The 25,626-nt window shown below is 41.1% G+C and carries 20 protein-coding genes and 1 pseudogene; 13 read left to right on the forward strand and 8 right to left on the reverse strand.

Annotation, left to right across the window (positions count from 1 at the left end; all coding sequences use genetic code 11):
* From RMX98_RS31555 to RMX98_RS31585, 7 genes and pseudogenes are all read left to right on the forward strand, one after another.
* Positions 1 to 472, forward strand: a pseudogene (locus tag RMX98_RS31555) (photosystem II D2 protein (photosystem q(a) protein)); the annotation flags it as partial.
* 986 nt (positions 473 to 1,458) lie between these two features.
* A complete protein-coding gene (locus RMX98_RS31560) occupies positions 1,459 to 1,740 on the forward strand; it encodes a 4a-hydroxytetrahydrobiopterin dehydratase (RefSeq protein WP_322679335.1) in 282 nt (93 codons plus the stop codon).
* 751 nt (positions 1,741 to 2,491) lie between these two features.
* A complete protein-coding gene (locus tag RMX98_RS31565) occupies positions 2,492 to 4,237 on the forward strand; it encodes an iron uptake porin (RefSeq protein ID WP_322679336.1) in 1,746 nt (581 codons plus the stop codon).
* Between the two features lie 296 nt (positions 4,238 to 4,533).
* Positions 4,534 to 4,971: an Rrf2 family transcriptional regulator gene (locus RMX98_RS31570; RefSeq protein WP_322679337.1), complete on the forward strand. Its 438-nt coding sequence runs from the start codon at positions 4,534 to 4,536 to the stop codon at positions 4,969 to 4,971.
* A 63-nt stretch (positions 4,972 to 5,034) separates the two neighbouring features.
* The gene (gene cysK / locus RMX98_RS31575) at positions 5,035 to 5,997 is read left to right on the forward strand and encodes a cysteine synthase A (RefSeq protein ID WP_322679338.1); all 963 of its coding nucleotides are present in this window, start codon (positions 5,035 to 5,037) and stop codon (positions 5,995 to 5,997) included.
* 15 nt (positions 5,998 to 6,012) lie between these two features.
* Positions 6,013 to 6,714: a J domain-containing protein gene (locus RMX98_RS31580; protein ID WP_322679339.1), complete on the forward strand. Its 702-nt coding sequence runs from the start codon at positions 6,013 to 6,015 to the stop codon at positions 6,712 to 6,714.
* Positions 6,715 to 6,835: 121 nt separating this feature from the next.
* Entirely contained in the window at positions 6,836 to 7,708 is an 873-nt protein-coding gene (locus RMX98_RS31585; protein ID WP_322679340.1) for a 6-carboxytetrahydropterin synthase, read from the forward strand.
* 54 nt (positions 7,709 to 7,762) lie between these two features.
* Here RMX98_RS31585 and RMX98_RS31590 read toward each other — a convergent pair whose 3' ends face one another.
* The 3 genes from RMX98_RS31590 to RMX98_RS31600 are packed head-to-tail and all read right to left on the reverse strand — an operon-like array spanning position 7,763 to position 10,238.
* Positions 7,763 to 8,320 (reverse strand): Uma2 family endonuclease, encoded by a 558-nt coding sequence (locus RMX98_RS31590; RefSeq protein WP_322679341.1) that lies wholly within the window; start codon positions 8,318 to 8,320, stop codon positions 7,763 to 7,765.
* A gap of 9 nt (positions 8,321 to 8,329) precedes the next feature.
* The gene (locus tag RMX98_RS31595; RefSeq protein ID WP_322679342.1) at positions 8,330 to 9,322 is read right to left on the reverse strand and encodes a PrsW family intramembrane metalloprotease; all 993 of its coding nucleotides are present in this window, start codon (positions 9,320 to 9,322) and stop codon (positions 8,330 to 8,332) included.
* Positions 9,315 to 10,238 carry a class I SAM-dependent methyltransferase gene (locus tag RMX98_RS31600; protein ID WP_322679343.1) on the reverse strand — a complete coding sequence of 308 codons (924 nt, stop codon included), beginning with the start codon at positions 10,236 to 10,238 and terminating at the stop codon, positions 9,315 to 9,317. Before RMX98_RS31600 ends, RMX98_RS31595 begins: the two co-directional genes overlap by 8 nt.
* 326 nt (positions 10,239 to 10,564) lie before the next feature.
* Here RMX98_RS31600 and mscL point away from each other — a divergent pair, with 326 nt between their 5' ends.
* Positions 10,565 to 10,996 carry a large conductance mechanosensitive channel protein MscL gene (gene mscL / locus RMX98_RS31605; protein ID WP_322679344.1) on the forward strand — a complete coding sequence of 144 codons (432 nt, stop codon included), beginning with the start codon at positions 10,565 to 10,567 and terminating at the stop codon, positions 10,994 to 10,996.
* A gap of 307 nt (positions 10,997 to 11,303) precedes the next feature.
* Here mscL and RMX98_RS31610 read toward each other — a convergent pair whose 3' ends face one another.
* Entirely contained in the window at positions 11,304 to 12,980 is a 1,677-nt protein-coding gene (locus RMX98_RS31610; protein WP_322679345.1) for a DUF3352 domain-containing protein, read from the reverse strand.
* Positions 12,981 to 14,392: 1,412 nt separating this feature from the next.
* Here RMX98_RS31610 and RMX98_RS31615 point away from each other — a divergent pair.
* The 5 genes from RMX98_RS31615 (at position 14,393) to RMX98_RS31635 (ending at position 21,679) form a co-directional block, all read left to right on the forward strand.
* Positions 14,393 to 17,014: a M1 family metallopeptidase gene (locus RMX98_RS31615; RefSeq protein ID WP_322679346.1), complete on the forward strand. Its 2,622-nt coding sequence runs from the start codon at positions 14,393 to 14,395 to the stop codon at positions 17,012 to 17,014.
* Between the two features lie 92 nt (positions 17,015 to 17,106).
* Complete coding sequence (locus RMX98_RS31620) at positions 17,107 to 17,709, forward strand: GNAT family N-acetyltransferase (protein ID WP_322679347.1); 603 nt, start codon at positions 17,107 to 17,109, stop codon at positions 17,707 to 17,709.
* Between the two features lie 383 nt (positions 17,710 to 18,092).
* A complete protein-coding gene (locus tag RMX98_RS31625; RefSeq protein ID WP_322679348.1) occupies positions 18,093 to 19,823 on the forward strand; it encodes an AarF/ABC1/UbiB kinase family protein in 1,731 nt (576 codons plus the stop codon).
* Between the two features lie 26 nt (positions 19,824 to 19,849).
* Positions 19,850 to 20,224, forward strand: coding sequence for a hypothetical protein (locus tag RMX98_RS31630; protein ID WP_322679349.1), 375 nt, complete (start codon positions 19,850 to 19,852; stop codon positions 20,222 to 20,224).
* 330 nt (positions 20,225 to 20,554) lie between these two features.
* Positions 20,555 to 21,679, forward strand: coding sequence for a glycosyltransferase family 4 protein (locus RMX98_RS31635; RefSeq protein ID WP_322679350.1), 1,125 nt, complete (start codon positions 20,555 to 20,557; stop codon positions 21,677 to 21,679).
* A 27-nt stretch (positions 21,680 to 21,706) separates the two neighbouring features.
* Here RMX98_RS31635 and RMX98_RS31640 read toward each other — a convergent pair whose 3' ends face one another.
* Genes RMX98_RS31640 through RMX98_RS31655 form a run of 4 tightly spaced genes read right to left on the reverse strand, consistent with a single transcriptional unit; the run spans position 21,707 to position 25,604 of the window.
* On the reverse strand, positions 21,707 to 22,750 hold the full coding sequence (locus RMX98_RS31640) for an Npun_R2821/Npun_R2822 family protein (protein ID WP_322679351.1): 1,044 nt from the start codon (positions 22,748 to 22,750) through the stop codon (positions 21,707 to 21,709).
* A 16-nt stretch (positions 22,751 to 22,766) separates the two neighbouring features.
* The gene (locus RMX98_RS31645) at positions 22,767 to 23,657 is read right to left on the reverse strand and encodes an Npun_R2821/Npun_R2822 family protein (protein ID WP_322679352.1); all 891 of its coding nucleotides are present in this window, start codon (positions 23,655 to 23,657) and stop codon (positions 22,767 to 22,769) included.
* 3 nt (positions 23,658 to 23,660) lie between these two features.
* Positions 23,661 to 24,641 carry an Npun_R2821/Npun_R2822 family protein gene (locus RMX98_RS31650; protein ID WP_322679353.1) on the reverse strand — a complete coding sequence of 327 codons (981 nt, stop codon included), beginning with the start codon at positions 24,639 to 24,641 and terminating at the stop codon, positions 23,661 to 23,663.
* 3 nt (positions 24,642 to 24,644) lie between these two features.
* Positions 24,645 to 25,604 carry a glycosyltransferase family 10 domain-containing protein gene (locus tag RMX98_RS31655; RefSeq protein ID WP_322679354.1) on the reverse strand — a complete coding sequence of 320 codons (960 nt, stop codon included), beginning with the start codon at positions 25,602 to 25,604 and terminating at the stop codon, positions 24,645 to 24,647.
* Between the last annotated feature and the right edge of the window lie 22 nt (positions 25,605 to 25,626).

Below are 25,626 nucleotides of genomic sequence, written 5' to 3' on the forward strand. Positions count from 1 at the left end.
CCACATGATGGGTGTTGCGGGTGTATTGGGTGGTGCGCTACTGTGCGCCATTCACGGTGCCACAGTCGAAAACACCTTGTTTGAAGATGGTGATGGTGCTAACACCTTCCGCGCCTTCAATCCCACCCAGTCGGAAGAAACCTACTCAATGGTGACAGCAAACCGTTTCTGGTCACAGATTTTCGGGATTGCTTTCTCAAACAAACGCTGGTTGCACTTCTTTATGTTGTTCGTGCCAGTTACAGGCTTGTGGATGAGTGCCGTCGGCATCGTCGGTTTAGCACTCAACCTGCGGGCTTATGATTTCGTCTCCCAAGAATTGCGGGCGGCGGAAGACCCTGAGTTTGAAACCTTCTATACCAAAAACATTTTGCTCAACGAGGGTATCCGCGCTTGGATGGCTCCTCAAGATCAACCCCACGAACAATTTGTATTCCCTGAAGAAGTTCTACCTCGCGGTAACGCTCTCTAAGAATTCAAATTTGACCATGACCTCAGTTAGGGTTGTAATTGGCGAAAATTATTGACACACCCAGATAAAATAATCTCCTTGTAATCAGCCAATAAAGTGTCAATATTCTCCATTCTCCAGTTATCTCTCACCAAAAGGTGGGGGATTTTTTTATCAACACAGAATTCAGGAGTCAGTCGCCAGAATGGGCTAAACCTTAGCTATCCGGTAACAGAATTGAATTCTGTGTGACTGGAGGATAGCGCAGCGTTAGCTCATCCTAGAGCGTCTGAATCAAAGGGTTTAATACCCCACTAAATTTTCTCTTTCGAAGACGCTGCGCGAAGGATTTGTTGGTCAACAAGACAGTGGTGGATCTCAATCCCCCAGTGATAGCGCCGACAGCAAGTGAGTCCGCGATAGCAAAGCGGTAGCGAGTATTTTCGAGTCGCGTCAAGATTGCTTCCTGACTCCTGAATTCTGACTCCTGAATTCTGACTTCTGAATTCTTCTTCAAATAGTTAATATCTCTAAATTTATGTGTTATGTTAGATAAAGGTTAAGAACCCAGAGTAAATACTCTGCCTTTTAAAACTAAGACCGCTTAGGCAATAAGGAGGTGATGCCCATGATAGAAAGTAGTAAATGCATGGGTCATCAGGTTGCAGTTAGCCGGCTGCGCGCCGGGGCTGTTCTCTAAAAGTTAGCCTTAGTTATCTTTGAGATACTAAGTTAGCTCAATTAGCTAGGCAAGCTCGGAGTTCCTTCCGGCAGTCTGGTTGCAACCTGAAGACCCGCTAGACCGCTCTGACTTAGATTATCCAATCTAAATCAGGGCGGATAGTTTTTTATGGGTGACTTTTGTTTTATCAATGGTTGCTTTTGAAAACTTAGATGGCAATGCCTGTGGCTAAGTTTTCTTAAAGAAAGATATCTTGCATCAAACCTTGGAGTCTGACCCGATATGAGCAATATAGCTATAAGGATATAAAAAGGAATTTTTTGATATGGCACAACTCCTCAACGAAGCCGAAATTCAAGAACAGGCAAAGGTTCTGCCAGATTGGACTGTTAAAGATTCCAAGTTGGAGATTACCCGCACATTCAAAAATTTTATTGAAGCAATTGAATTTGTCAATAAGCTGGTCGAGCCGGCTGAGTCAGCAGGACATCATCCAGATATAGAGGTTTCTTATAACAAAGTGAAGATTACACTCACAACACATGATGCAGGTGGGTTGACGCAGCCAGACTTTGATGTAGCGCGAACAATTTCCCAAATTAACTAAGTGATTTGTTTTAACATCTTGCACAAGGCTACTCGTGTAACCGCGATCAAGACTAAGGAGGTAAGCGTGAATCAATTAAAGGATAAGCCTTATTCTCAGGGCTGAAGCCGCTTACTACGATCCAATTTAATAAAATTTACATTGCTTAACATAATTTAGTTTATTTGTGCTTATAACAATTTGAACAATGATTGCGACAGATGGAATGATCAAAGCTTTTACCAATAACTCTTTCTGTACGAGACCTACTCGCGTACACAATCCAAAATCCAAAATTGTATGACTTTCCCTGAGAAAAGGCTTTGCCTACGTTTATTATGTTTATATAGCTAAAACAGTCGTTATGACTAGCGTGCGATTTACACTAGAGCTAAATCAAAGAAGTAATTTTTGATGATAAACTACTAGTGTCCAAAGTTTTCAGCAATTTAGCCAACTAGGAGCGAATGCCCTAGACGCTACTCCCTGATTAGATATTTAGATAAGTAGATGTGACAGTTATTAAGGCGATCGCTTCAATCTTGCTATCTAGATCAGATGTTTTATAATGTTATGATATAAAGATATGTTTTTGCATAAGTTAATCACATAAGTTTTTAACCCTAAGTTATCGTTTATTAGCTTTGCAAAAACTAAAATTGTAGTAGTGGCAACTATGCCTCATCCGCAGGTTTCAATGAGATGTAGCATTTTTGAGAATTAGGTGCAACGAAACCAATTATCTAAACAAGGTGTGAGGAGTAAAGTGAAGATGTCTAATCTATTGTGGAAATCCTTGGTGGTTAGCCCAGCAGTTTTGGGAGCAACATTGTTAGTTTCGACAACAGCAATTGCGGCTCCAAACACAACCACTCAAGTATCAGCAGCCAAACAACCAAGTGTAGCTGAAGTTGCCCAACAGCCAGAAATATTGGCTCAAACAACTATTGATCAAGTTAATCGCTACAGCAACGAAGGCAACCAAAACAACTCTCAGTCTCAAGTAACATCGGTTTCTCAATTTTCCGACGTACAACCCACTGACTGGGCGTTCCAAGCATTGCAGTCCTTGGTTGAGCGCTATGGTTGTATTGCAGGTTATCCGAATGCCACTTATCGCGGTAATCGTGCTTTGACCCGTTATGAATTTGCCGCAGGTTTAAATGCCTGTTTGGATCGGGTTAACGAATTGATTGCCACAGCAACAGCTGACTTGGTAACTAAACAAGATTTAGCTACCTTACAACGCTTGCAAGAAGAGTTCTCCGCAGAATTGGCAACCCTACGCGGTCGCGTAGATTCCCTAGAAGCGCGGACTGCTGAATTGGAAGCTAATCAGTTCTCCACTACCACAAAACTAGTCGGTGAAGCCATTTTTGGTGTTACTGATGTGTTTGGCGGTAACACTGGGGATAACAACAATACTGTTTTCCAAGACCGGGTACGTTTAGACTTGCAAACCAGCTTCACGGGTAGAGACGTTTTACATACTCGTCTAGCGGCTGGTAATGCAACAGCCTTTACACAATTTGATAACGCTGGTGGTGCTATCAATACTGCTGAAGGTACACAAACATTTCAAGTTGGTATAGGCGATGGGAACAACAGCGTCAGAATAGACCGCTTGACTTATGAAGTTCCCATAGGTCCAGCCCAACTTTACATCGCAGCTAGTGGCGGACGGCATAGCCAGTATGCTGCTGTCAACAATCCTTACTTTTTTGACAACACTGACGACGGTGGTAACGGTGCTTTATCTACCTTTGCTTCTGAAAGCCCCATCTATCGGATTGGTGGTGGTGCAGGTATAGCGCTCAATCTACCCCTTGGTAAAGGTGGCGGTATCCTGGGAAATAGCTCAATCACTGCGGGTTACTTGGCATCGGAAGCTAATAATCCTGGTCTTGGTACAGGTCTGACCAACGGTGACTATGCCGCTTTAGGACAGTTGAACTTTAGTGTTGGCGATCGCTTGGCTTTAGCTGCTACCTACGTCCACGGATATAGCGCCAGTGGTGCTTTATTCGACTCTGGTGCAAATGGAGCAACTGGAGCTTTTGATGTAGGTACTGGACAAGCTAACTTTTTAGGTAATGCAGCAGGTCTTGCAGGAGGTGTAGCAACCCCATCTACCAGCAACTCCTACGGTGTATCAGCTGCGTTTAGACCCAGCGACAAACTTTCCATCAGTGGATTCGTCTCTTACCATGATGTCACAGGTGTGGGTGCAGGTGATGATTATCAAGCTTGGAGCTACGGTTTAGGGGTAGCCTTACCTGACTTTGGTAAGAAGGGTAACGTTTTAGGTGTTTTTGCTGGTGCAGAACCTTATTCGTTTAACCGACCAGGTTTTGGTGGTAATAATGATATACCCTATCACTTTGAAGGCTTCTACAAGTATCGCGTGTCGGATAACATCTCTGTTACCCCTGGTGTAATCTGGTTGACCTCTCCTGGCCAAAACAGCGCTAACGACGATGCAATTATCGGTACACTCAGAACAACTTTCACCTTCTAGAGTGTTGACTATCGACTGATAATTTTGAACTTTATTTCTCCCCGCCATCAGGCGGGGATTTTTGTTTTCAGTAGTAGTAATGGATAATCCCCAGTAGTTAACCGGAGTATACTAGAAAAGTTAGGAGTTGTCAGTTAGAAGTTAGAAGTTATGGCGGCGTGTAATATCCTAATTCTGCCAATTTTAGATTTTGAACTTTGGATTTTAGATCGAAGGAAAATCTAAAATCCAAATTAAATGACTTTTAACTCTTAATTCTTAACTCCTAATTCCTAACCCCTAACTTATTGCTGCTTGTGGAACTATCCTGTAAATCGGAATACGCAATTCTCGCCTTATTAGAAATGGCTGCTCATTATGAAAGCGGCGAACCTCTGCAAATTCGACAAATTGCAGCACAACAAAACATACCCGATCGCTATCTAGAACAGTTACTAGCAACCTTGAGGCGTGGAGGTATAGTTAAGAGCCAGCGCGGATCAAAAGGTGGCTATCTGTTAACGCGAGAACCTCGAAAAATCATCCTTTTTGAGATTTTAGAATGTTTAGAAGGGTTAGAGGCGCGAGCTGGTGAAGAAAACGTTAATTCCAAAACGGTAGACAGTTCGGTTATAGAAGAAATTTGGCAAGAAGCAAGTCGCGCGGCAAATTCAGTGTTACAAAAATATACCCTCCAGGATCTTTGTGAAAAACGAGATTCTCGGCGGCAGCTGGATATCATGTACTACATTTAGTCAAGAGTCATTTGTCATTTGTCATTTGTTGATGACTAATAATTAATAACTAAGGACTAAATTATGCGAATAGCTCGTAACATAACAGAACTGGCTGGTTGTACTCCCCTAGTGCAGTTGAACCGCATTCCTCAAGCTGAAGGATGTGTTGCGGAAATTGTAGTAAAACTGGAAAGTATGAACCCATCGGCATCAGTCAAAGACCGGATTGGGGTAAGTATGATTAACGCCGCTGAGGAGGAGGGGCTGATTACTCCTGGGAAGACAATATTGGTAGAACCCACCTCTGGAAACACAGGAATTGCCCTAGCAATGGCAGCAGCAGCTAAGGGTTATCGATTGATTTTGACAATGCCAGAGACGATGAGTGGGGAGCGTCGGGCAATGTTGCGGGCTTATGGGGCAGAACTGGAACTAACACCAGGAATGGAAGGTATGAGTGGGGCAATTGGGCGGGCGCAGCAAATAGTTAACACTACACCAAATACCTATATGTTGCAGCAGTTCCGCAATCCAGCTAATGCAAAAGTTCATCGGGAAACTACAGCTCTTGAAATCTGGGAAGATACCGATGGACAAGTAGATATAGTTGTGGCAGGAGTGGGCACAGGTGGTACGATCAGTGGTGTAGCAGAAGTGATTAAAGCACGCAAGCCCAGTTCTAAGGCGATCGCAGTTGAACCAGCCAATAGCCCAGTTCTATCTGGGGGACGGCCAGGGCCACACAAAATTCAGGGAATTGGTGCTGGGTTTATTCCCCAAGTTCTCAAGATAAAATTGATTGATGAAGTGATTACCGTCACCGATGAAGAAGCGATCGCTTATAGTCGACGTTTGGCAAAAGAAGAAGGGCTACTATCTGGTATTTCCAGTGGAGCAGCTTTATGTGCAGCAATTCGCGTCGCCCAACGTCAAGAAAATAAGGGACGTTTAATTGTAATGATTCAGCCCAGTTTTGGTGAGAGGTATTTGAGTACACCGTTGTTCCAAGACTTAGAGGCAAGGTTAGCCGCTAGCGTTAGTTAACGCTACATTGAATTAATGGTCAATTATAACCACGTTTCTAACCATTACGAAACTCTCAAAGTTAGTCCAAGTGCAAGCCAAGCGGAGATTAAACAAGCCTATCGCCGCTTGGTTAAATTGTTTCATCCTGACAGCAATCAGGAAACAGCCGATCGCGAGCAAATTATCCGCATCAATGCAGCTTATGAAGTCTTAGGCGACAATCAAAATCGCCGCAATTATGACCAAGAACTGCAAGATGACTCCCAAAAATTAAATAGCGATCGCCAACAGCGTACAGCATCAGCCCAACAGCATCACCAGACAAGACGAAAAACTGGACGGGATGTTGACGAGCAAGTTGAAGAATGGCTACGCCAAGTTTACCAACCAGTAAATCGCCTGCTTTGTACCATTCTTTATTCGTTAGAAGAACAAATGGATCAATTAGCTGCCGATCCCTTTGATGATGAGTTGTTAGATGAATTTCAAGAATACTTAAAAACCTGTCGAGATGACCTCAAGCAGGCACAAACTACTTTTCGCTCCCTACCGAATCCGCCTAGTTTAGCAAGAACAGCCGCTCACCTTTACTACAGCCTCGATCAAGTAGCAGATGGACTCGATGAATTAGGTTATTTTCCTTTGAACTACGATGAGCGTTATTTACACACAGGTCATGAACTATTTCGTATAGCTACGAGATTACACTGTGAAGCACAAGCGTCTGTTACATAGTCATTGGTTATGGGGCATTGGGTATGGGTCAATTTCGCTGGATGACTAATGACTAAGAAATTAGTTTATGCTGGAAACAGAAAAAGATTAAGAAATTTTAAATTCTGTTCATAGTGTACTCATGCAATGCATTGTTAATCGCCGCGCCCAGTTTTCAGCAAGTCATCGCTATTGGTTGCCAGAACTGAGTGAAGCCGAGAATATTGAGAAATTTGGTGTCGGCTCTAGATTTCCAGGACATGGACATAACTATGTCTTATTCATCTCCCTAGCGGGGGAATTGGATGAATATGGGATGGTGCTGAACTTGTCTGATGTGAAACACGTAATTAAACGGGAAGTCACCAGTCAATTGGACTTCTCTTATCTCAACGATGCGTGGGCAGAATTTCAACAAACTCTGCCCACCACTGAGAATATTGCACGGATTATCTGGCAGCGACTAGCACCTCATTTGCCTTTAGTCCGTGTGCAGTTATTTGAACATCCTGAACTTTGGGCAGATTATATGGGAAATGCAATGGAAGCCTACCTCAACATCAGTACTCACTTTAGCGCCGCCCATCGGCTAGCTCATCCTAAACTCAGTAACGAAGAAAACACTGAGATTTATGGTAAATGCGCTCGTCCCCACGGTCACGGACACAATTATCATCTAGAAGTTACCGTGAAAGGGGAAATTGACCCACGCACTGGCATGATTGTTGATTTAGGTGCCCTGAATAAAGTGGTAGAAGATTATGTGGTAGAGCCATTCGATCACACATTTTTAAACAAAGATATTCCCTACTTTGCCGAGGTTGTGCCGACTGCTGAAAATATTGCGCTTTACATTAGTAATTTACTGCGATCGCCTATTCAAGAATTGGGAGCTAAACTTTACAAAGTAAAACTGATTGAAAGTCCCAATAACTCCTGCGAAATCTACTGTACTGAATCTGAATCAAATTCAGTCAGCGCAGCCGCGAGTCAGCCAGTATTAGCAAGCGTTTAGATAATTGAAAATTTAGGCATAGGGAATTATATCATCCCCATGCCCAATGCCTAGCTAAAAAAGTTTACTTACTAAGCAGTTAAAACCAGGTAGCAAAGGACTTGTCAATTCATCTTGACTAAATAAAGTAGCTGCTAACTTTAATACAGCCTGTTCGCGTCGATAAACCTCTACTTTCTTCTGTATAGAATTGCAAATCCAATATTCCTGAACTCCTTGCACCGAGTACAGCTTTAGCTTTGTTTCCTTGTCGCGTTTCTCGTTTTTTTCGCCGGGTGATAAAACCTCTACTACTAACTCTGGTGCGCCTGTGAGATGTCCAGCTTCATCTAGTAAATTTTTTAAGCGTTCATGACTTGCCCATACCACATCAGGGATCACGTTGTCAGAATCTGAGAAAATAATTCCAGGTGCGATCGCAGCTTTACCCAGACCAGTTTCATCTGACCAATTGTTAAGAACTGTAACAATCCTGCCGCAGCTCGTTTGATGATCCCAGTTAGGCGCTTTAGTCACAAATAGTTCTCCATCAATAATCTCATAGCGATTTCTGCGATCGCTAGCAAATAGCTCTAAATCAGCAGTCGTCCAACGCACTGGAGTTGTTTGCATAGAAACCCCCTAGCCTTTTCCTAAATCATAATTTGAAAAATACCGACGACGGGCGGAATGTCGTAAATAGCGATAAATGCCCCACGCTAAAACTCCAAAAAAGAGATTTAGTAAAAAGCGATTAAATATAAACCACAAAATCTCAGGATCAAAAAGCTTCGACGGACTCAACGGACTAAGAATCCTGGCTAAGAGAAACACCCCAAAAATAGCATTTCCACCCAGCATGAGAGCAAACAATACTAAACTTCTCTGCCAGTAACGGCGCTGGGGTGTATAGTCTGAAATCAGGGTAATTACAGGTTTACCTTGCACTTTCCGCAGTAATTGTTCTAGTCGCCAAAACATCCACAACAGAAACGGGAATAAACCATAACTCAGGAAACCTAAAGGTAGTGAGTAACGCCAAGCACTAGATAAGACATTAACTAGGGCATGACAGATTACAGAATTTAGCCAAGCCCTAAAAATGAACTCCTTGTCTCGATTTAAGCGAATATTAGAGGAAATATAGATTCCTAATGCATATCCCCAAGGTGCAGAGAACATAGCGTGGACTGGCATACCGATAGTACGGTCAAGAATTGATGCTGTACCGTGAAAAAGGTAAATCCAGTTCTCTTCGGCAGTGAATCCAAGGGCAACGGCTATGGTAAAGAGAAAAACGGTAGAGTGAAGTAATCGATACGTGCGTTGCAGATAGTAGGTTGGGACAACAACCGCAGCCAACTTGCAACCTTCTTCAATTGGCCCTATTTCCACAAGCTGCCGCAAGGCTATACCAGGAAGCCAACGTTTCATCTGCTGCCAGTCTACAAACCAGTTGGCTACAATTTCAAAAATCCATTCGAGGCTAAGGGCTAAAATCCCAGATATTGCCCCGGTGATAAAGAATATCAGTAACTTTAACAGAGGTGGGGCAAATGACACCCGAAAATAGTAGTAGCCTAGCAGCAGCAAAGGTGGTATTGCTGCCCACAACAGTAGAGATAAATCAACCACTCACCTGAGCAATCACTGTACGGTGACGGTGGGTGTTGTTAGTGATAGTAGGAGTTTGGAAACCCGCCTCAACAATAGCCTGCTCTATGTCCAAAGCAAAATATTCATCTAAATACGGTTCGGTACTTTTGAGCAAAGTCAAAATGTAGGCTGGCATTTTCTTGTAAACTTCAGAATTTGGATTCATATCCATGATTGCCAAGTAGCCACCCGGACGCAGCACGCGCCGCATTTCAGCTAAAATTTGTCGGGTTGCTGACTGGGGTAATTCGTGGCACATCAGGAAAATGGAAACTAAATCAAAAGAGGCATCAGGTAGCCCGGTAGATTCAGCTTGGGCATGAAGCCAGTTAATTTTAGCTTGACGTTGCCCAGCGCGGTAATTGGCAACAGCTAAGAAGTAGGGAGATAAGTCCAAGCCTGTAATTTTGGTATGGGGATAAACCGCTTGTAGGGCAAAACTACTCAAGCCAACACTACACCCTACATCTAAGATGTCTTGCGGCTCATTGGGGATTTGACTTTTTAGGATATTGTGGTAGCTTTGGCGCAGCATCGGATCGCCTTGCGCTTCTTCAATACTCTGCCAAATCTTAGCGTGGACAGCGTAAGCAGCAGGTTCTACCTCAAAAGCAGCTTGCCAACTGAGATTTCCGGTTTCGTAGGCATGGAATGAGGTGACATAGTAATCGGGGTAGGAAAGCTGAGGATTTTGTACTTGAGCGAGATTGTCCTTCCAATCACGCGCTTGTAGTGTTTCGACTTCTTGTGTCCAAGGCACACCAATTCTCTCGGCACGTTTAATCATCATTTGTCTAGCTTGATGCTTGGCTAGGTTAGCTAAAGGCTGGATTGCCAGTATGCCATTCACCAAGCGAGAAGCTAAACCAGGATTAGTGTTTACAGCAGCAGTCATAAATTAGTTTGCATTTAAGAGCCTTTTCTACTTATGACATACTTGCTAGACGGCAGTCTAGAAAAGAATTGAATTGTATAACGGTAGTCTTCCTCCTTTGGCTTGCCCCAAGCAACAAATATTATAGAAAGTTTACATTTGGAGAACAGCAAAGTTCCGAGAAGCTGTGAATTATGACAGTTTAAAATTTATATTTTATTCAGAGAATTTTATTCAAGACTGGTAAAATTTTGATTCTTAGCAACATCTGTCTCAACAAGAATGGCAAAAAACTGAGTGTCATTTATAAAGAAAATTACAAAAATTTCAGCTTATTGGAGTCAAATATGGCCAGAGCAAGAAGAAGGGCAAGTGGCTTTTTAAAAGATTTTCAGGAATTTGCCCTTAAAGGCAATGTAGTGGACTTGGCGATCGCTGTGATCATTGGTGGTGCTTTTGGCAAGATTGTCACTTCCTTTGTTGAAGATGTAATCATGCCATTGATTAATCCCTTGGTTAGTTTTGCTGGCACAGACTGGAGAACAATCGCCATCGGCCCGGGAATCAAGATTGGTCACTTTCTTGGCGCAATAGTTGACTTTGTAATCATTGCCTTAGTCTTATTTGTAGCAATTCGAGCCTTACAAAAATTCAAGAGACAAGAAGAAATCGCCGATGAACCCCTAGCAGACCCTAACCTTGTAGCTCAGGAAAGATTGACTGGCGCGTTGGATAGACTCAACCAAACCTTGGAAACTCGGAATAATCAAGTTTTGTAAGTGGAGAGTGGGAGAGCAGGGGAGAAATCAATTCAAATTTCAAAACTTGTACTGAGTTTCGACTACGCGGTAATCGAGCGAAGTCGAGATTCAACTACCGCGTAGCCGAAGTATTCAAAATTCAAAATTCAAAATTCAAACATTTTAGAACTTCTGCCTCCTGCCTCCTGCCTCCTCTTTCCCAATGCCCAATGCCCAATGCCCACTTGCCCTGAGCGTATCGCTAAAGCGAAAGCTCCGCTAACGCGTAGCGTCTCGCAGAGAAGCCGTTCGCGTAGCGTCTCGCAGAGAAGGGATGCCCAATGCCCTACTTTGCAGCAGGTTTAAGAGCTAACAACATTTCTAATTCACTAGTAGATTTATCAGGGCTAATAGCGGTAAAACCAAGACCACGAATGGAATTCAGGATGATGATGGTATCGGCGTTAGATGATACAAAACTATTGATCAGGGGCACAGTTTTAGTTTTGTCCATATCTAGGTAGAAATAGCCGCCGTTGGGCTTTTGCAAAGAACCGGTCACGGCTTTAAAAGCGTCGCTAGTGTCGAGAGATGGATTTTTGCGATCGCTAACAGCCTCAGCAATTGGACCACCGAGAGCTACAAATACAGTATCTTGATCCAGCCAACCATGTGCTAATAAAGCTCCTTGTTGGGGAATTTGCCATTCAGTTACGTCTTTACCACCAATATTTCTGTTGGCGACGTTGATTTGTTGGGTTTTGGCAAGGGTATCCAATTTTGTCAAGGTGGCTTCGGCAGTTTTGCGATCGCTAGTATCAAATACTAAAGCACCTCCAAAACCAACACTCGCTAATACTCCTTGATTTGATGGAATCGCACCAAAGGCGAATTCCCCATTCATCCAACCAAAAACATCCTTATCCAGGTCTATATTGACAGTTTTCAACTGTCCTCGCGCTTGTTCCAGAGCTTGCTTCATTTCTGGATAATCTTTTGACTGCTCTACTAGCACTTCCCAACCACGGCTGATGCCATTTCCGCTAATCAGAGCAAAAGTATCAGCAGGAAATTGCCCGATTATATTCCCAGGACTTGATTGATACTGAAATTTATTTAATTGCGGATCTAAATTAGCGATCGCTTTTACCCGCACTCCCGCATCATCTACACCAACACCCGCTACCACAGATTTTATCTGCTTCAGTTGCGTCAGGGTTTGTGGGGGTAACTGCTTTGCCTGTGGATTTCCAGCCGTTAATTGCTGTACCATCCCGGCATAGTCTGGTACATAAATTTGAGCGAGGCTGTTTTTGACATTTACTCCTTTAAGAACGCTGCTGGCTCCTTCTTTATTGGCAAAAGAGGACTGTCCTTTAAATGTGTCAATTGCTTTTTCTACAGCTTGCTTTTCGGGGGCTAATACCAACTGACTATTATTTAAAACTACGCTATACGTCGGCTTGCCATTTTGTGTAGTTTCGACAATTTTTTGACCTTGATAATCAGATTCCTGTAATTTCACTCCTTTTTGTGACTTCAATTTGTTAGCAAAATTCAACGCGCTGAGTTTGTCTTTGATTCCCACCACTATGAGGATATTTGGTTCCTGCTGTAAATTTGTTGGTACATTAGGTGCCCCAGAGGGCACGTTTAACTGTGCCGGTTTTACAGGATTTGGTGGCAGTACAGCAATCATGACATCACCAGCCCAAGGCTTTATGTCCTTTTCATAAGAAACATTGCTGTCACTGAACATTTGCTTATTAAAATCTTCTAGACCTTTTGCCACTAACTTTTGTGCTTCTGGAGTGCCAAACTGCTTTAACTTTGCCCAGGCTTCAGGGTCAGTAGTAATATAAGTTGCCATCAACGCTGTTGAAGGTACTACTTTAGCACTGGCTAGAGCGTCTGAACTACCTCCTGATGTCCCTTTAAAGTACGTATAAGCCGCTATACTTCCTGCGACAACGACAGCAGCACCAACAGCAGGAATGAGAAACTTTGATTTACTTTCAGGCATTTTATTTTGTTATCCTCTTTTGCTCAGATTGTCACCGAGATTTATACAAGTGTCACTGTAGAGTTTTCGGATTTATTATTTCCGCTAATCTATCGCTACTGGAGTTTAGACTAACCTATGGCAAAAGGATTCAGCAGCACCTCGTTGACAAGCTACATACCTGAAAATATGAAAAAAAGAGGAAGATGAAAAAAAAGTTGATGATATATTAAGGTTAGAAAGATTTTGTCAATAAGTAATAATACTTAAAAATAGTAGATCGGCTAATCAACAGAATTTTTGTAAATATTACTTACAATTATTGCTTTTGACTATGGATGATTTAATTAGGAATATTAATTGTAAAATTTTTCAGCTAAATGTCATATCTCAATCAGTAAACATTCAACTTAAAAGTAATTGTTTACCACAAATGGTGTTTTTATAAATGAAATATATAGCAATCCTATCTGATTTGTGAAAATCGCAAAGCTAAGATTCCCTACTTGTTAGAGAAGTAGGGAATCTCATTGTTTACAAATAATTTGAGATTGTTATAGCAGTTAGATTTCCCAGTCCATCTATACAGCGAACAAGCTAGCGATGTCTACGACGGTCACTGAATCTCGACTTCGCTCGATTTCCGCGTTGGTCATTGAATCTCGACTCACAACGACTGCGCGGTAGTTGAATCTCGACTTCGCTCGATTACCGCGTAGTCGAAACTCAGTGCAAGTCGCTCGATTTTTGCGTAGCCGAAATGAGCCGAAGTGCGGGCTACGCCTACGCAGATTTTTTAAAAGATGGTTCTAGGAACTGCGAGAATTGGGGAAGTGCAACGTCAATCTACAAGCGTTCCCTGTGATCGACTTTTACGGGCACTAGCCAGTATGGGAGTTTTTACGGGGACAAAAACCGATTATTTTACTCTTACACAACTGGTATCCTGCATTTAGTCTCAACTCCAGTTGGTATTTACTGATAAAATTAGTAATCCTACAAATTAGCGGTCTAAAATTACTCTCAAAAATACTTCAACCAGATGAAGAGCTAATCTGCCAATGATATGCTGTTCATCTTAAACAAAAAAATAGCGTGTTCAGCAGCAGCAACCTATCCTAAGTTATAAAAATAATTAGGAGTATTTGTACTTAATGAGAATCTATCGAGGTGCAAGAGACTCTTGACTCAATGACAAAAAAGTGCAAAACATCAGTAAAAGTAAATGCGGGAGGGATATGAAAAAAAGTCCCAGGATCGGCAGTCGATCTTCGGAAGTTCGGGTGAGATTAATTTCAATCCCCCAATCCCAAATGGGAGTTCTTACTTCCATAATGCCCTGTTGATTTGGGAAATACATCAGATACCGCTATTTTACTTAACTACATCCAACCAAGCCAGACTTTTCAGGATTACAAGGTCAGTAAGCATCAATGTCGCAGTCTTATTTTGATACAGATAATAACGGACACAAACCTTTTGAGTTACCGGGAGCAAGACCACACTACAACCCTGATCGCCCCGGACAGGTAGAGCATATTTTTCTCGATCTCAGCCTGGATATTCCCAAGCAAAGCTATCAGGGTAGTTGTAGCATTCGCCTCTTGCCAATCCGTAATGGTATTGATCGTTTGACTTTGGATGCTGTCAACCTAAATATCGAGTCTGTGCAGGTGGACGAAGTGCCACAAAATTTTGACTATGACGGGGAACAGCTTTCCATCCAACTTTCTCAGCCAACCCAGATTGGTAAACGCTTGCTGATTGCGATCGCCTACTCGGTGGCAAAACCGCAACGCGGTATTTACTTTATTCAACCAGATAAGCACTACCCAAACAAACCAATTCAAGTTTGGACTCAAGGTGAAGACGAAGACTCTCGTTTTTGGTTCCCCTGCTTTGACTATCCAGGACAACTGTCTACTTCGGAAATTCGCGTTCGTGTTTCCAACCCTCTCGTGGCGATTTCTAACGGCGAATTAATTAACACCATAGAAGATGGTGATTACAAAATCTACCATTGGTTACAGCAACAAGTTCATCCTACCTACTTGATGACTTTAGCAGTAGGTGATTTTGCGGAAATCCGCGATGAATGGAATGGTAAACCAGTCACCTACTATGTAGAAAAGGGACGGGAGGAAGATGCTAAACGCAGCATGGACAAAACTCCCCGAATGATCGAATTTTTGAGCCAAAAGTATGGTTTTCCATACCCTTATCCGAAATACGCCCAAGTTTGCGTCGATGACTTTATCTTTGGCGGGATGGAAAACACCTCGACAACCTTGTTAACAGATAGATGCTTGCTGGATGAACGCGCCGCCTTAGATAACCGCAACACTGAAAGTTTAGTCGTCCACGAACTCGCGCATCAGTGGTTTGGTGATTTGGTGGTGATTAAGCATTGGTCTCATGCTTGGATTAAAGAAGGGATGGCTTCTTACTCTGAGGTGATGTGGACAGAACAGGAATATAGTCTTCAAGAAGCAGCTTACTATCGTTTATTGGAAGCTCGTCGTTACTTAAGTGAAGATAGTAGCCGTTATCGCCGACCGATGGTAACGCATGTTTATCGAGAAGCTATTGAACTTTACGATCGCCACATCTACGAAAAAGGATCTTGTGTCTATCACATGATTCGGGCCCAATTGGGAGATGAATTATTTTGGCAGGCAATCCAAACATTTGTCCAAGATAATGCCCACAAAACTGTAGAGACAGTAGACTTACTCAGGGCAATTGAAAAAGCAACCGGACGTAATCTTTTATTCCTTTTTGACCAATACGTTTATCGTGGTGGTCATCCCGATTTTAAAGTAGCTTACTTTTGGGATGGAGATGCTAATTTAGCAAAAATTACAGTAACTCAAACCCAAGCAGCTGAAGGTAAAAATGGCAATAAAGATTTGTTTGATTTAAAAATACCTATTGGTTTTGGCTATACCCAACAGGAAAAATTGAGGAGTAATGGAAAACTCAGCACTCAGGATTTAGCACTCAAAACTTTCACCGTCCGGGTGAATGAACGCGAACAAAGCTTCTACTTTCCCCTAGAAAATAAGCCTCAATTTATCAGCTTTGATGTTGGAAATAATTACCTAAAAACAGTAGCTTTAGAGTATCCAATAGCGGAGTTAAAATCACAGTTAGAATTTGATCCTGACCCGATTTCGCGTATTCATGCAGCAACAGCTTTGGCGAAAAAAGGCGGGTTAGAAGCTATCATTGCACTGTCTACATCGCTAAAAAATGACCCATTGTGGGGTGTGCGTGTGGAAGCAGCGAAACAACTAGCTCAAATTAATTTGGATCAAGCCTTTGATGGCTTAATTGCTGGATTAAAAGATAAAAATGCTTATGTGCGACGATCTGTAGTGGAAGCACTTGCTCAAATCAAAACTGCTGAAAGCTATAAAGTTGTGAGAGGGTTAGTGCAAAAGGGCGATCCCAGCTACTACGTGGAAGCAGCAGCTTCTCGTGTGATTGGAACCATCGCGTCGGCAAACTTGGAAGAAAAACCCAAGGAAGATAAGGTACTAAAGCTGCTGAAAGGTGTTTTAGAAGAAAAGGCAGGTTGGAATGAAGTTGTGCGGAGTGGGGCGATCGCTGGTTTAGCTGAATTCAAAACTTCGGAAGCAGCTTTAAATCTGCTGATCGAATATACCAAACTTGGTGTACCACAACCGCTACGTTTAGCCACAATTCGCGCTTTAGGCAAGATTTCTGTCGGTCAAAGTCCACCTAATTTGGAACGGATTTTAGAAAAATTAACAGAACTAGCCAAAGAAACCTTCTTTTTAACCCAAGTAGCCGTAGCCGCAGCATTAGGACAAATGGAAACGCCCAAAGCAGTGGGAATTTTGCGATCGCTAGTCGATCAAACAGCCGATGGGCGTGTACGTCGCTATGCTGAAGAAGAAATTTCCAAGGTGCAAAAGAATATTGGTTCAGAAAAAACCCTGCGTCAACTGCGTGAAGATTTCGACCAACTCAAACAACAAAATCAGGAATTGAGAAGCCGTTTAGAAAACTTGGAGGCTAAATCTAAATAGCATTACATAATACTTAAAAGTCGGTAATTGGTAATTGGGGCAAAACACTACCAATTACCAAATTTATAGTATTCATAAATAATAATTATGTTATGAATCGTGGGTTGATTCTTCCACCTAACTATACAATTCGTCCTGCAAGAAACCGAACAGATAGATGGGCCGTTTATAGATTACTAATTTTGGAGCGTGACGAAGAACCTTCTCGCTCGAAATTAGTGACAGTAGTCATGAATCCCTATACTTTGACTCTGTTTGCTTTGCTAGTTATTATTCTCTCATTGATAGGCTTTGTATTCCCATTACATGATTGGTTCTACATACTTATCATTTCGGTACTAAATGTTTTTGGATATGTTAGTTTCTTGCAGCTTGCTTTTCTATATAATCTGTTTCTAGAAAACGAAAGACGACTTGTTATCGCATTATATCGAGAACAAATAATTGGTTCTGCACTGATAGCTTTTCGAGGAAATTACTCAGTTTTGCTGGGATTGTACGTTGCACCTAGCCATCGTCGTAGAGGAGTGGGTAATCATCTAGTCCAGTATATTTTGCAGAGAGATACACTTCCAATATATGTTAATGCACCACCTGACTTACGCTCGTTCTATGCCCGTGCTGGCTTCGTTGAAACTAATACGCAGAGAGGATATAACATGGTTTTACGTGCATTTGACTTTAATAATGATTAAATCCAAGACAGTAATACTACTACTGATAGATGTAAATGCTAGTAAATAAAGTTACTTAACTATCGCATTTATTCAAATTTGTATAAATCAGATATAGGTAAATAAATATTTCTTGTTTGTATTTATATAAATTAAAGTTAAGAAAAGATAAAATCATCTAAAAGTTGGATAAGTAGTTGTAGTTTTATAAAGTATAATTAAGAAAAAGATAAACAAATCTAGGCAGTAACAGACGCTAAAATCGCCTCGATCGCTACCCCAAAGGGTAGAGTTCTAGTTATTTTAGACAGAAGACTACCGCTATCCTGCAACTTACAACTAACTTGCAGGTCAGGAGAAAAACAATAATTGTAAATTTTTCAGTTGAAGAGGCAAAAAAAGGCGTGGGTCAGTATCAACCTGCTCAACTAAAACTCTATAATCCAGATGCGATCGCTCGCTACTATAGCTCCCGTCCTTGGTTAGCTTGGGGACGACTGCTGAGAATTATCTTCTCCTTTGCAGGATTTATATTCAATCTGAAGTGGGACGAGTGGCAAGATAAAGTTGAGCAAAACAAGGGTAAACGAGCTATCCAGTTGCGAGAACTGCTCACCCGCCTCGGCCCGACTTTTATTAAAGTTGGTCAAGCCCTCTCCACTAGGCCTGACCTGATACGCAAAGACTTCTTAGAAGAACTGATCAAGTTACAAGACCAGTTACCACCTTTCGATAATGCGATCGCTTACCAGATTATCGAAACAGAACTAGGTCGTCCAATTCATGAAAGTTTTAGCGAACTGTCACCTCATCCAGTCGCTGCTGCTAGCTTAGGTCAAGTGTACCGGGGTCGTCTGGTGAGTGGTGAAGAAGTCGCCGTAAAGGTGCAACGCCCCAACTTACATCCGGTAATTACACGCGATCTATACCTGATGCGTTGGGCAGCCGGTTGGCTAGCTCCTTGGTTGCCTTTAAATCTCGGTCACGACCTCACTTTAATTGTGGACGAGTTTGGCACGAAGTTATTTGAAGAAATTGACTATATTAATGAAGGCCGCAACGCCGAGAAATTTGCTAGCAACTTCCACAATGACCCACAAGTAAAAGTTCCAGGCATTTATTGGCGTTATACCAATACCCACGTTTTAACCTTGGAATGGATTAACGGCTTCAAGCTAACGGATACTCAACACATCCGCGAAGCAGGTTTAGACCCAGAAGCGATCATCCAAATTGGTGTTACATCAGGATTGCAACAGCTTTTAGAATACGGCTTCTTCCATGCTGACCCTCATCCTGGCAATTTATTTGCTGTACCCGATGGTCGTATGGCTTATATTGACTTCGGCATGATGGATCAGTTGGAAGAAAGCACCAAAGAAACGCTGGTCGATGCACTAGTGCATTTGGTGAATAAAGACTATACCGACTTAGCCGAAGACTTTGTAAAACTAGGGTTTCTGACTCCAGACACGAATATTTGTCCGATAGTACCAGCATTAGAAGCGGTATTAGGAAATGCTATTGGCAAAAATGTCAAGGATTTTAACTTCAAAACTATTACCGATGAGTTTTCGGAACTGATGTACGAATATCCTTTCCGAGTCCCGGCAAAGTTTGCTTTGATTATTCGTTCCTTGGTGACTCAAGAAGGTATTGCCCTTAGCCTCAACCCGGATTTCAAAATTGTTGAAGTCGGTTATCCCTACATAGCACGGCGGTTGCTGACAGGGGAATCGCCTGCATTACGGCGACGCTTATTGAATGTATTGTTCAAAGATGGTAAATTTCAGTGGCAGCGATTAGAGAATTTGATTGCGATCGCTCGTACCGATAACAACTTTGATGTATTGCCCACAGCGCAGATGGGGTTCCAATACTTAATGTCGGAAGAAGGCAAGTTTCTCCGGCGACAGTTGGTGCTTGCTCTTACCGAAGATGACCGCCTGCATACCGAAGATGTACAACGTCTGTGGAACCTGGTTAAAGATGACTTAAAACCGGATCGTTTATTAAATGTAGCGATCGGCATTTTAACAGAGTTATCTAGAGAAGGCGCAGCTGCTATCCTTCCAAAAGTTACATCTACATCACGTGAGTCTTTTACTGGGAACCACTCAACAAATAAAAAGTAAAAATTTAATATCAATTAGGAGTTTTCATGTACTATTACCCTCTGCAACCGCCTTATTTTCTCTTACTTGTTGGCTTTTTGACAGCATTAACATCTGGGTTGGCATTATCTGGCACTTTGAAAGTAATAGTACAGAAATGGCCAAGTGAGCGTACAGAAAATACTAAACCGCGTTCCTCACTGAAACAATTACTTGTACCATTTATCGGTATAACTGGCGGTACTTGTCTATTTCTCTCTTCAGGCTTAGAGATATTTGGTTTTCCCTCCTCTTTAGCTTTAGGAGTCGGTCTACCAATTAGTCTCTTTACTTGTTTATTAGTTTGGTTGCAACTGGGAAGTATGATGACCTTTATAGAACGCGAAGGTATGCAATCTTTAGATTTAGATTCTTTTTCTTAGACGTAGGACACTCCATAAAGATTCAAATCAATAGACCTGTCTACAAATAAAGCTCAAAATAACTGAAACCATTACATAGCTTACTTCTTCGGTTATGCAAAGCTGTTAAACTCTAAAACCTTATTCAGAGATAGGTTTCAGGATAAATTTAATATAAATCTTTACCGCCAGTAAATAATTTACTGGCGGTTAGTGTTTTTTTACTGAAATTTCACAAATTTAAAAATCTAACTGGGTTAGAATTACTTACGTATGCTGTAACATCTTGCTAAAAAAGATAGTCAGTAATACTCAGCTTATTATTTTATTTGTAACTCAAAGATTAAAATAATGAAACTTAAAGTCTTTTTGATATGTACAGGTCTTGGTCACGTTATGCGGGGATATGAGTCTTTTGCCGAACAAGCATTTCAGGCACTATCAAAAGAACCTTCTCTAGATATAATCCTTTTTAAAGGTGGTGGAAAAGCAAAAGCAAAAGAAGTTCCTTTGTGGAATTTACCCCGTTATACTACAACAGCCTGTAGGATAGCTAAGTACACTAAAAGTAGTTCCTATTTAGTAGAGCAAATATCCTTTTTTTTTAGTCTTATACCACATATCCAAAGAGAGAAACCAGATGTAATTTACTTTAGTGATAACGAGATTGGTGATTTCCTCGCGTATTGGCGGCGTTTTACCAAACAAAGCTATAAATTAATTTTTTGTAATGGTGGGCCACTAGGAGCAAAGTCTCCCATTTTTGCCAATTGTGACCTTATACAACAAATTGCTCCTCAGCATCTTCAGAATTGTTTAAAAGCTGGAATACCCGCTCAAAAACAAACTCTACTTACTTTGGGGGCGGCAATACCTGCTAAATTACAAATACTTTTGCCTTCTGAGAAAGAGGCTTTAAGAAATAAACTAGGATTACCTGAGAAAACACCTTTAATTCTTTCGGGAGGTTATATCAGCAAAAAACATAAGCGCATGGATTATTTAATTCGTGAAGTTGCTAGTTTACCTGAACCACGTCCTTACCTTTTGTTACTAGGACAACAGGATGGAAGTTCACGCGAAATTATTGAACTGGGTAACAGCTTATTGGGCGCTGAAAATTTTCAAGCGAGAACCGTAGCCTCTCATGAAGTTGCAAACTACTATAAAATTGCAGATGCTTTCGTCTTAGCTTCTCTCCATGAAGGTCTAGGAAGGGTATTTTTAGAAGCAATGTCATACGGCTTACCCTGTATAGTTCATGATTATGGCGTTACCCGTTACATCTTTGATGATGAAGGGTATTTTGGCAACTTCAAACACGAAGGAAGTTTGGCAGATTTAATTAATCAGGTACTATCCAAAAGTGAAGATAAATCTAGATTTTATCGGCGTCATAACTTCATTTATGAGCGTTTTAGCTGGGATAAATTGCTGTCAAGCTATGTTGAGATGATTCACATGGTAGCTAATTGAATCAAAAACTTTTAAGTTAATTTTTGCTCAATTATTTAATTTAGTAGTTTTATCCTTAAAGTTACGATAATTTAGCTTAAAATTGTTGATTCTTTGCTGAATAAAACTACTAGTAGACTTTTGCAAAAGCTTTAGCTGGCTTGGGCGTGTAAAGCTTTGAGGACGTTTTTCAGGTGATTTTAAATAACGATAATGTAAGAAAACATCGCGGTAAGGAATATCAACATCTTCACCCCCACAAAGCCGCACAAAAGCTGAAGAAGAGATACTCATATAGTGTAAGTAGGTCAACTTACGCCCTTGGTCGTAGAGGATATTATCTACCACATCAAATTCAGAACTCCAATGATTACCAGTTGCCTGTTCACAGTCATGGAAAGCAAAGTTATAATAGGAAATTCCACTTCTTAAGACCATGTAGTTAAATAAAGATTGATCAGGCGCTAAAAAAGCCATAACATCAGCTTCACCTGCTATTAATTTGTCAATTAATTCGGCTCTAAGCGCTGGAGAAAAAATATTTTTCTTAGTGGCGAACCAACCAGCACAAAATACTTTAAATTGCAAGTTATCTGAGTTAAAAACTTGCTGCATTTGTTCTGGCGACCCATCAAAAATATATTTTAAATCAGATTTATACTGAAAATCATTGACTACCCAATCGTAGTTATCTAATTTTTCATATACATAATCTACGGGCCCCATTAACAAGGTATCTGCATCAAAATAAATAAATCTATCAAAGGGGCCATCCACAGCACAAAATTTGCGGTGCATTGGTAACTCATAAAGTTCTGGAAAGCCCCACTCTCGCCAAGTTTTTTGCGCTCTAGGGTAATTTTTCCATATCTGAGTCGCAAAGTTATCCCAATAAGCTATGGAATCAGAATCTTCAAATAAAGTGACATTATCTCTAGATGCAATCTCTACCTTCACCTTGTCTAACCGCTCATTGTATGGAAGTATACAAATAGGAATTTTCCTACCAGCATTAGCTTCTATACTGTTGAGCAACGCAATTAATTGGTCATAGACAACATCATTAGCTAGGATGTAAATACCATCAATCATTGTGATACTCCTAATATTAAGTACGGGCAGCAACAAAGGGAAATAAACGGCGAGTCAGTTTGGGGATAAAAGCGAATTTACCTTCATGGAGATAGCGATAGTGTTCCCACAATTGCCAATAGGGACTACCAGTTTTCATCCGCGTACCAGCCCAGTGGAGATATTTTAGGCGTTGTCCTCGGTCATAGAGAGCGTAGTCTTGCTGTTGGAAATTTTGCGAACCTGCCCAGCTTCCAGGCCCTCCCCCAGGAATTTTGACGAGATTACCACGCTTGGAAATTAGTTTGAGAACAAGATAATTTAAAATCGGTTGGTCTGTAACTCCTTCAGAAAAATCGAAATATTCACGATGTACGGCACACTCGCGCAAAGCTTCATCCATTTGTTGTTCGGTAATAATTCCTTTTCTGGAAGCCCAAAAACCACTGTTGAAAACATCTTCAAGTTGGGCATCAGAAAAAATTTGCTGCTCTTTCACAAATGGGGAAAAGATATTTCGCAGCTTGTCATTAGCGTGATGGTAATCACAACAAAAGAAATCGACTTCTGAAAGTTTGTCTAAATTGTCAGCGATTTTTTCAAAAACGACAATATCCGTATCAATATAAATAAATTCATCTAAAGGGCCAAACCACGCCACCAGTTTCCGCATTTTGTTAGGTAAGGCGAGGAAATCTCGATCAAAAATTTCTCCGATGCGTTTGGTAAATTTATCAATCAGTTCTAAATCTGGAAAAATTTGCACTTTATGTAAGGTAGCAAGCTGCTCTGCTACCTTGTGATAATTTTCATTAAAAGGTATAAGATAAACGGTAACTTCTGAGTCATAGTATCGAATGCTATTGAGTAAAGCGATCGCATTATCGATAACGCGGTCATTGGCAACAATATAAATTCCCCTACTCATAAATTATCCTTGATTAATTAGCTTAAGTTTTTGCAAAGCTCTTGTCAGTAAATTTGGTACTGGAGCGTCATTATAATTCTTAGGAGGAGTGTTAAACACTGGACGCTTTTCTGGTTCGTGTAAGTAACGATAATAGAGAAATAAATCTCGATAGGGAAACTCAATATTTTCTCCAGCACAGACTGCTTGATTGATATTAGGAGGAATCCCAATGTAATGGAGATAAGTTAGCCGATTACCTTTATCATAAAGAAGATGTTCTCGTTCCTCGAAGTGTTTAGAGGTGGCAGAACATCCTGTTTTTTCATTATCTGGCAGTTGGCGAGCAAAGTTATAAATAGAAAGATTAGACCTCATTACCATGTAGTTGATCAGTGGTTGTTCGCCAGCACCACTATATAAAATTTCTGCCTCACCATTTTGTAAATGTGATATCAGCCAATCTCTTTGTTCTGAGTTAAATATGCCCCGTTTAGAGCCATAAAAGCCTGAGCAAAATATTTCCGAATCAATGCGTTTTTGCTCGAAAACTTTTAATAATTTGGGAGAATTAACATTATAGATTTTACTAACGTCTTTAAATTGAAAATCGTAGACAACAAAATCATAGCTATCTAGCTTTTCAAACACTGGTGCGAGTGAGTTCATCACCAAGGTGTCTGCATCTAAATAGATAAACTTCTCGAATGGCCCATCAAAAGCACAAAAACGACGGTGAGCGCCATAAAGACGGGATTTACTGCGATTCAATCGTTCTGGCGCTGCTGTGAGCATAAATTGATCCCAGAGGTTGATTGATTCTTGATCGTCGTAAAGAAATACATTAGGGCGTTTAGCTATTTCGTCAGCAATCCGTTGTGTTTGATCGTCGAAAGGGTAGATACAAACAGGAGTTTCTGGCCCCAAGATAACATCAATACTGTTGAGCAAAGCTACCAGTTGATCGAAAACATAATCATTGCCAAGGGTACAAATACCATTCATAATTTATGAGTGTTGAGCAACAAAGTTTGACAACCAGTTAAGTAAGTTTAATTTGTGTAAGATGATTTGACGTGCTTCTGCGATCGCATCTTTGGCAGCATACCAAGCATCAGGTGTAGCTGTCACTTCTTGGATGTAGGCAATGCCTTTTTCATCTAGACTCGGTAATCTTAAAAAACTACCCGGTGGCAATAATTTATCAGCAGCCGGGCCACCATAGTAAATTGGCAGACACCAAGCAAGTAAACTATCCCAAAGTTTTTCACTCACATACCAATTATTATCGGCATAGTTTTCAATTGCCAAATTGTAATAGTATGGTGCCATACCGTACCACTTATTACCCAGTTCTCCCGACTTTTTCGCCCATTGTGGTAAGTTACGCCCATACAAATCAAACTTAATGCCACTAGATTGTAGAGACTGCAAAAAGTCTAAACGTTGGCGATGATTAACTGTGCGGCTAATTCCTGAAGTAATCCAGCTACATGGGGCAACTTTTTGGGGACACGGCATTTCATTCAAATCTTGAAATGAATTTGAGTGATACCAAATAGCAGGCATATAGTCAGGAATTGGGGCAAAATCATCGGGACCAGAAATGTAGTTAGAATACTCTTTGGCTTGTTGATAATTATGATTAGTGATTTCGACAATTTCATCTAAAGGCGGTTCTCTTAGTAAATAAATAATCCGCTCTTTGTTGACACCACGCAGTAAAGATTCAACATTTACTACTGATTTTTGCTGGCGTTTGCGAAAACTATCTAACCAAGATTTTTGCGGCGAAGCTTGAGGAAAATCCAATTGATACATCAGTAGAAAATCTGGTTTTTCTGCCAGCGCCTGCATTTGTATATTGCCCCAAACTCCAAATTGATTCGGGGTTTGTTGCCATAGCCAATCGGCTCTGGTTTCTAAACCTCGATAGCTGCTAATCATACCTACAGTTGTAATAGTCATTTTAGTTATAAGTTATTAGTCA

This window comes from Nostoc sp. DedQUE02 (assembly GCF_034531035.1).
GTDB lineage: Bacteria > Cyanobacteriota > Cyanobacteriia > Cyanobacteriales > Nostocaceae > Nostoc.

Excerpts from the sequence above, each read along its gene's own strand:
- RMX98_RS31620 (WP_322679347.1), top strand. The coding sequence starts at position 17,107 with ATGAATCGTGGGTTGATTCTTCCACCTAACTATACAATTCGTCCTGCA.
- RMX98_RS31585 (WP_322679340.1), top strand. The coding sequence starts at position 6,836 with ATGCAATGCATTGTTAATCGCCGCGCCCAGTTTTCAGCAAGTCATCGC.
- RMX98_RS31635 (WP_322679350.1), top strand. The coding sequence starts at position 20,555 with ATGAAACTTAAAGTCTTTTTGATATGTACAGGTCTTGGTCACGTTATG.
- RMX98_RS31650 (WP_322679353.1), bottom strand. The coding sequence starts at position 24,641 with ATGAATGGTATTTGTACCCTTGGCAATGATTATGTTTTCGATCAACTG.
- RMX98_RS31610 (WP_322679345.1), bottom strand. The coding sequence starts at position 12,980 with ATGCCTGAAAGTAAATCAAAGTTTCTCATTCCTGCTGTTGGTGCTGCT.
- RMX98_RS31580 (WP_322679339.1), top strand. The coding sequence starts at position 6,013 with ATGGTCAATTATAACCACGTTTCTAACCATTACGAAACTCTCAAAGTT.
- RMX98_RS31615 (WP_322679346.1), top strand. The coding sequence starts at position 14,393 with ATGTCGCAGTCTTATTTTGATACAGATAATAACGGACACAAACCTTTT.
- cysK (WP_322679338.1), top strand. The coding sequence starts at position 5,035 with ATGCGAATAGCTCGTAACATAACAGAACTGGCTGGTTGTACTCCCCTA.
- mscL (WP_322679344.1), top strand. The coding sequence starts at position 10,565 with ATGGCCAGAGCAAGAAGAAGGGCAAGTGGCTTTTTAAAAGATTTTCAG.
- RMX98_RS31560 (WP_322679335.1), top strand. The coding sequence starts at position 1,459 with ATGGCACAACTCCTCAACGAAGCCGAAATTCAAGAACAGGCAAAGGTT.
- RMX98_RS31630 (WP_322679349.1), top strand. The coding sequence starts at position 19,850 with ATGTACTATTACCCTCTGCAACCGCCTTATTTTCTCTTACTTGTTGGC.
- RMX98_RS31600 (WP_322679343.1), bottom strand. The coding sequence starts at position 10,238 with ATGACTGCTGCTGTAAACACTAATCCTGGTTTAGCTTCTCGCTTGGTG.
- RMX98_RS31645 (WP_322679352.1), bottom strand. The coding sequence starts at position 23,657 with ATGAGTAGGGGAATTTATATTGTTGCCAATGACCGCGTTATCGATAAT.
- RMX98_RS31655 (WP_322679354.1), bottom strand. The coding sequence starts at position 25,604 with ATGACTATTACAACTGTAGGTATGATTAGCAGCTATCGAGGTTTAGAA.
- RMX98_RS31590 (WP_322679341.1), bottom strand. The coding sequence starts at position 8,320 with ATGCAAACAACTCCAGTGCGTTGGACGACTGCTGATTTAGAGCTATTT.
- RMX98_RS31640 (WP_322679351.1), bottom strand. The coding sequence starts at position 22,750 with ATGATTGATGGTATTTACATCCTAGCTAATGATGTTGTCTATGACCAA.
- RMX98_RS31565 (WP_322679336.1), top strand. The coding sequence starts at position 2,492 with ATGTCTAATCTATTGTGGAAATCCTTGGTGGTTAGCCCAGCAGTTTTG.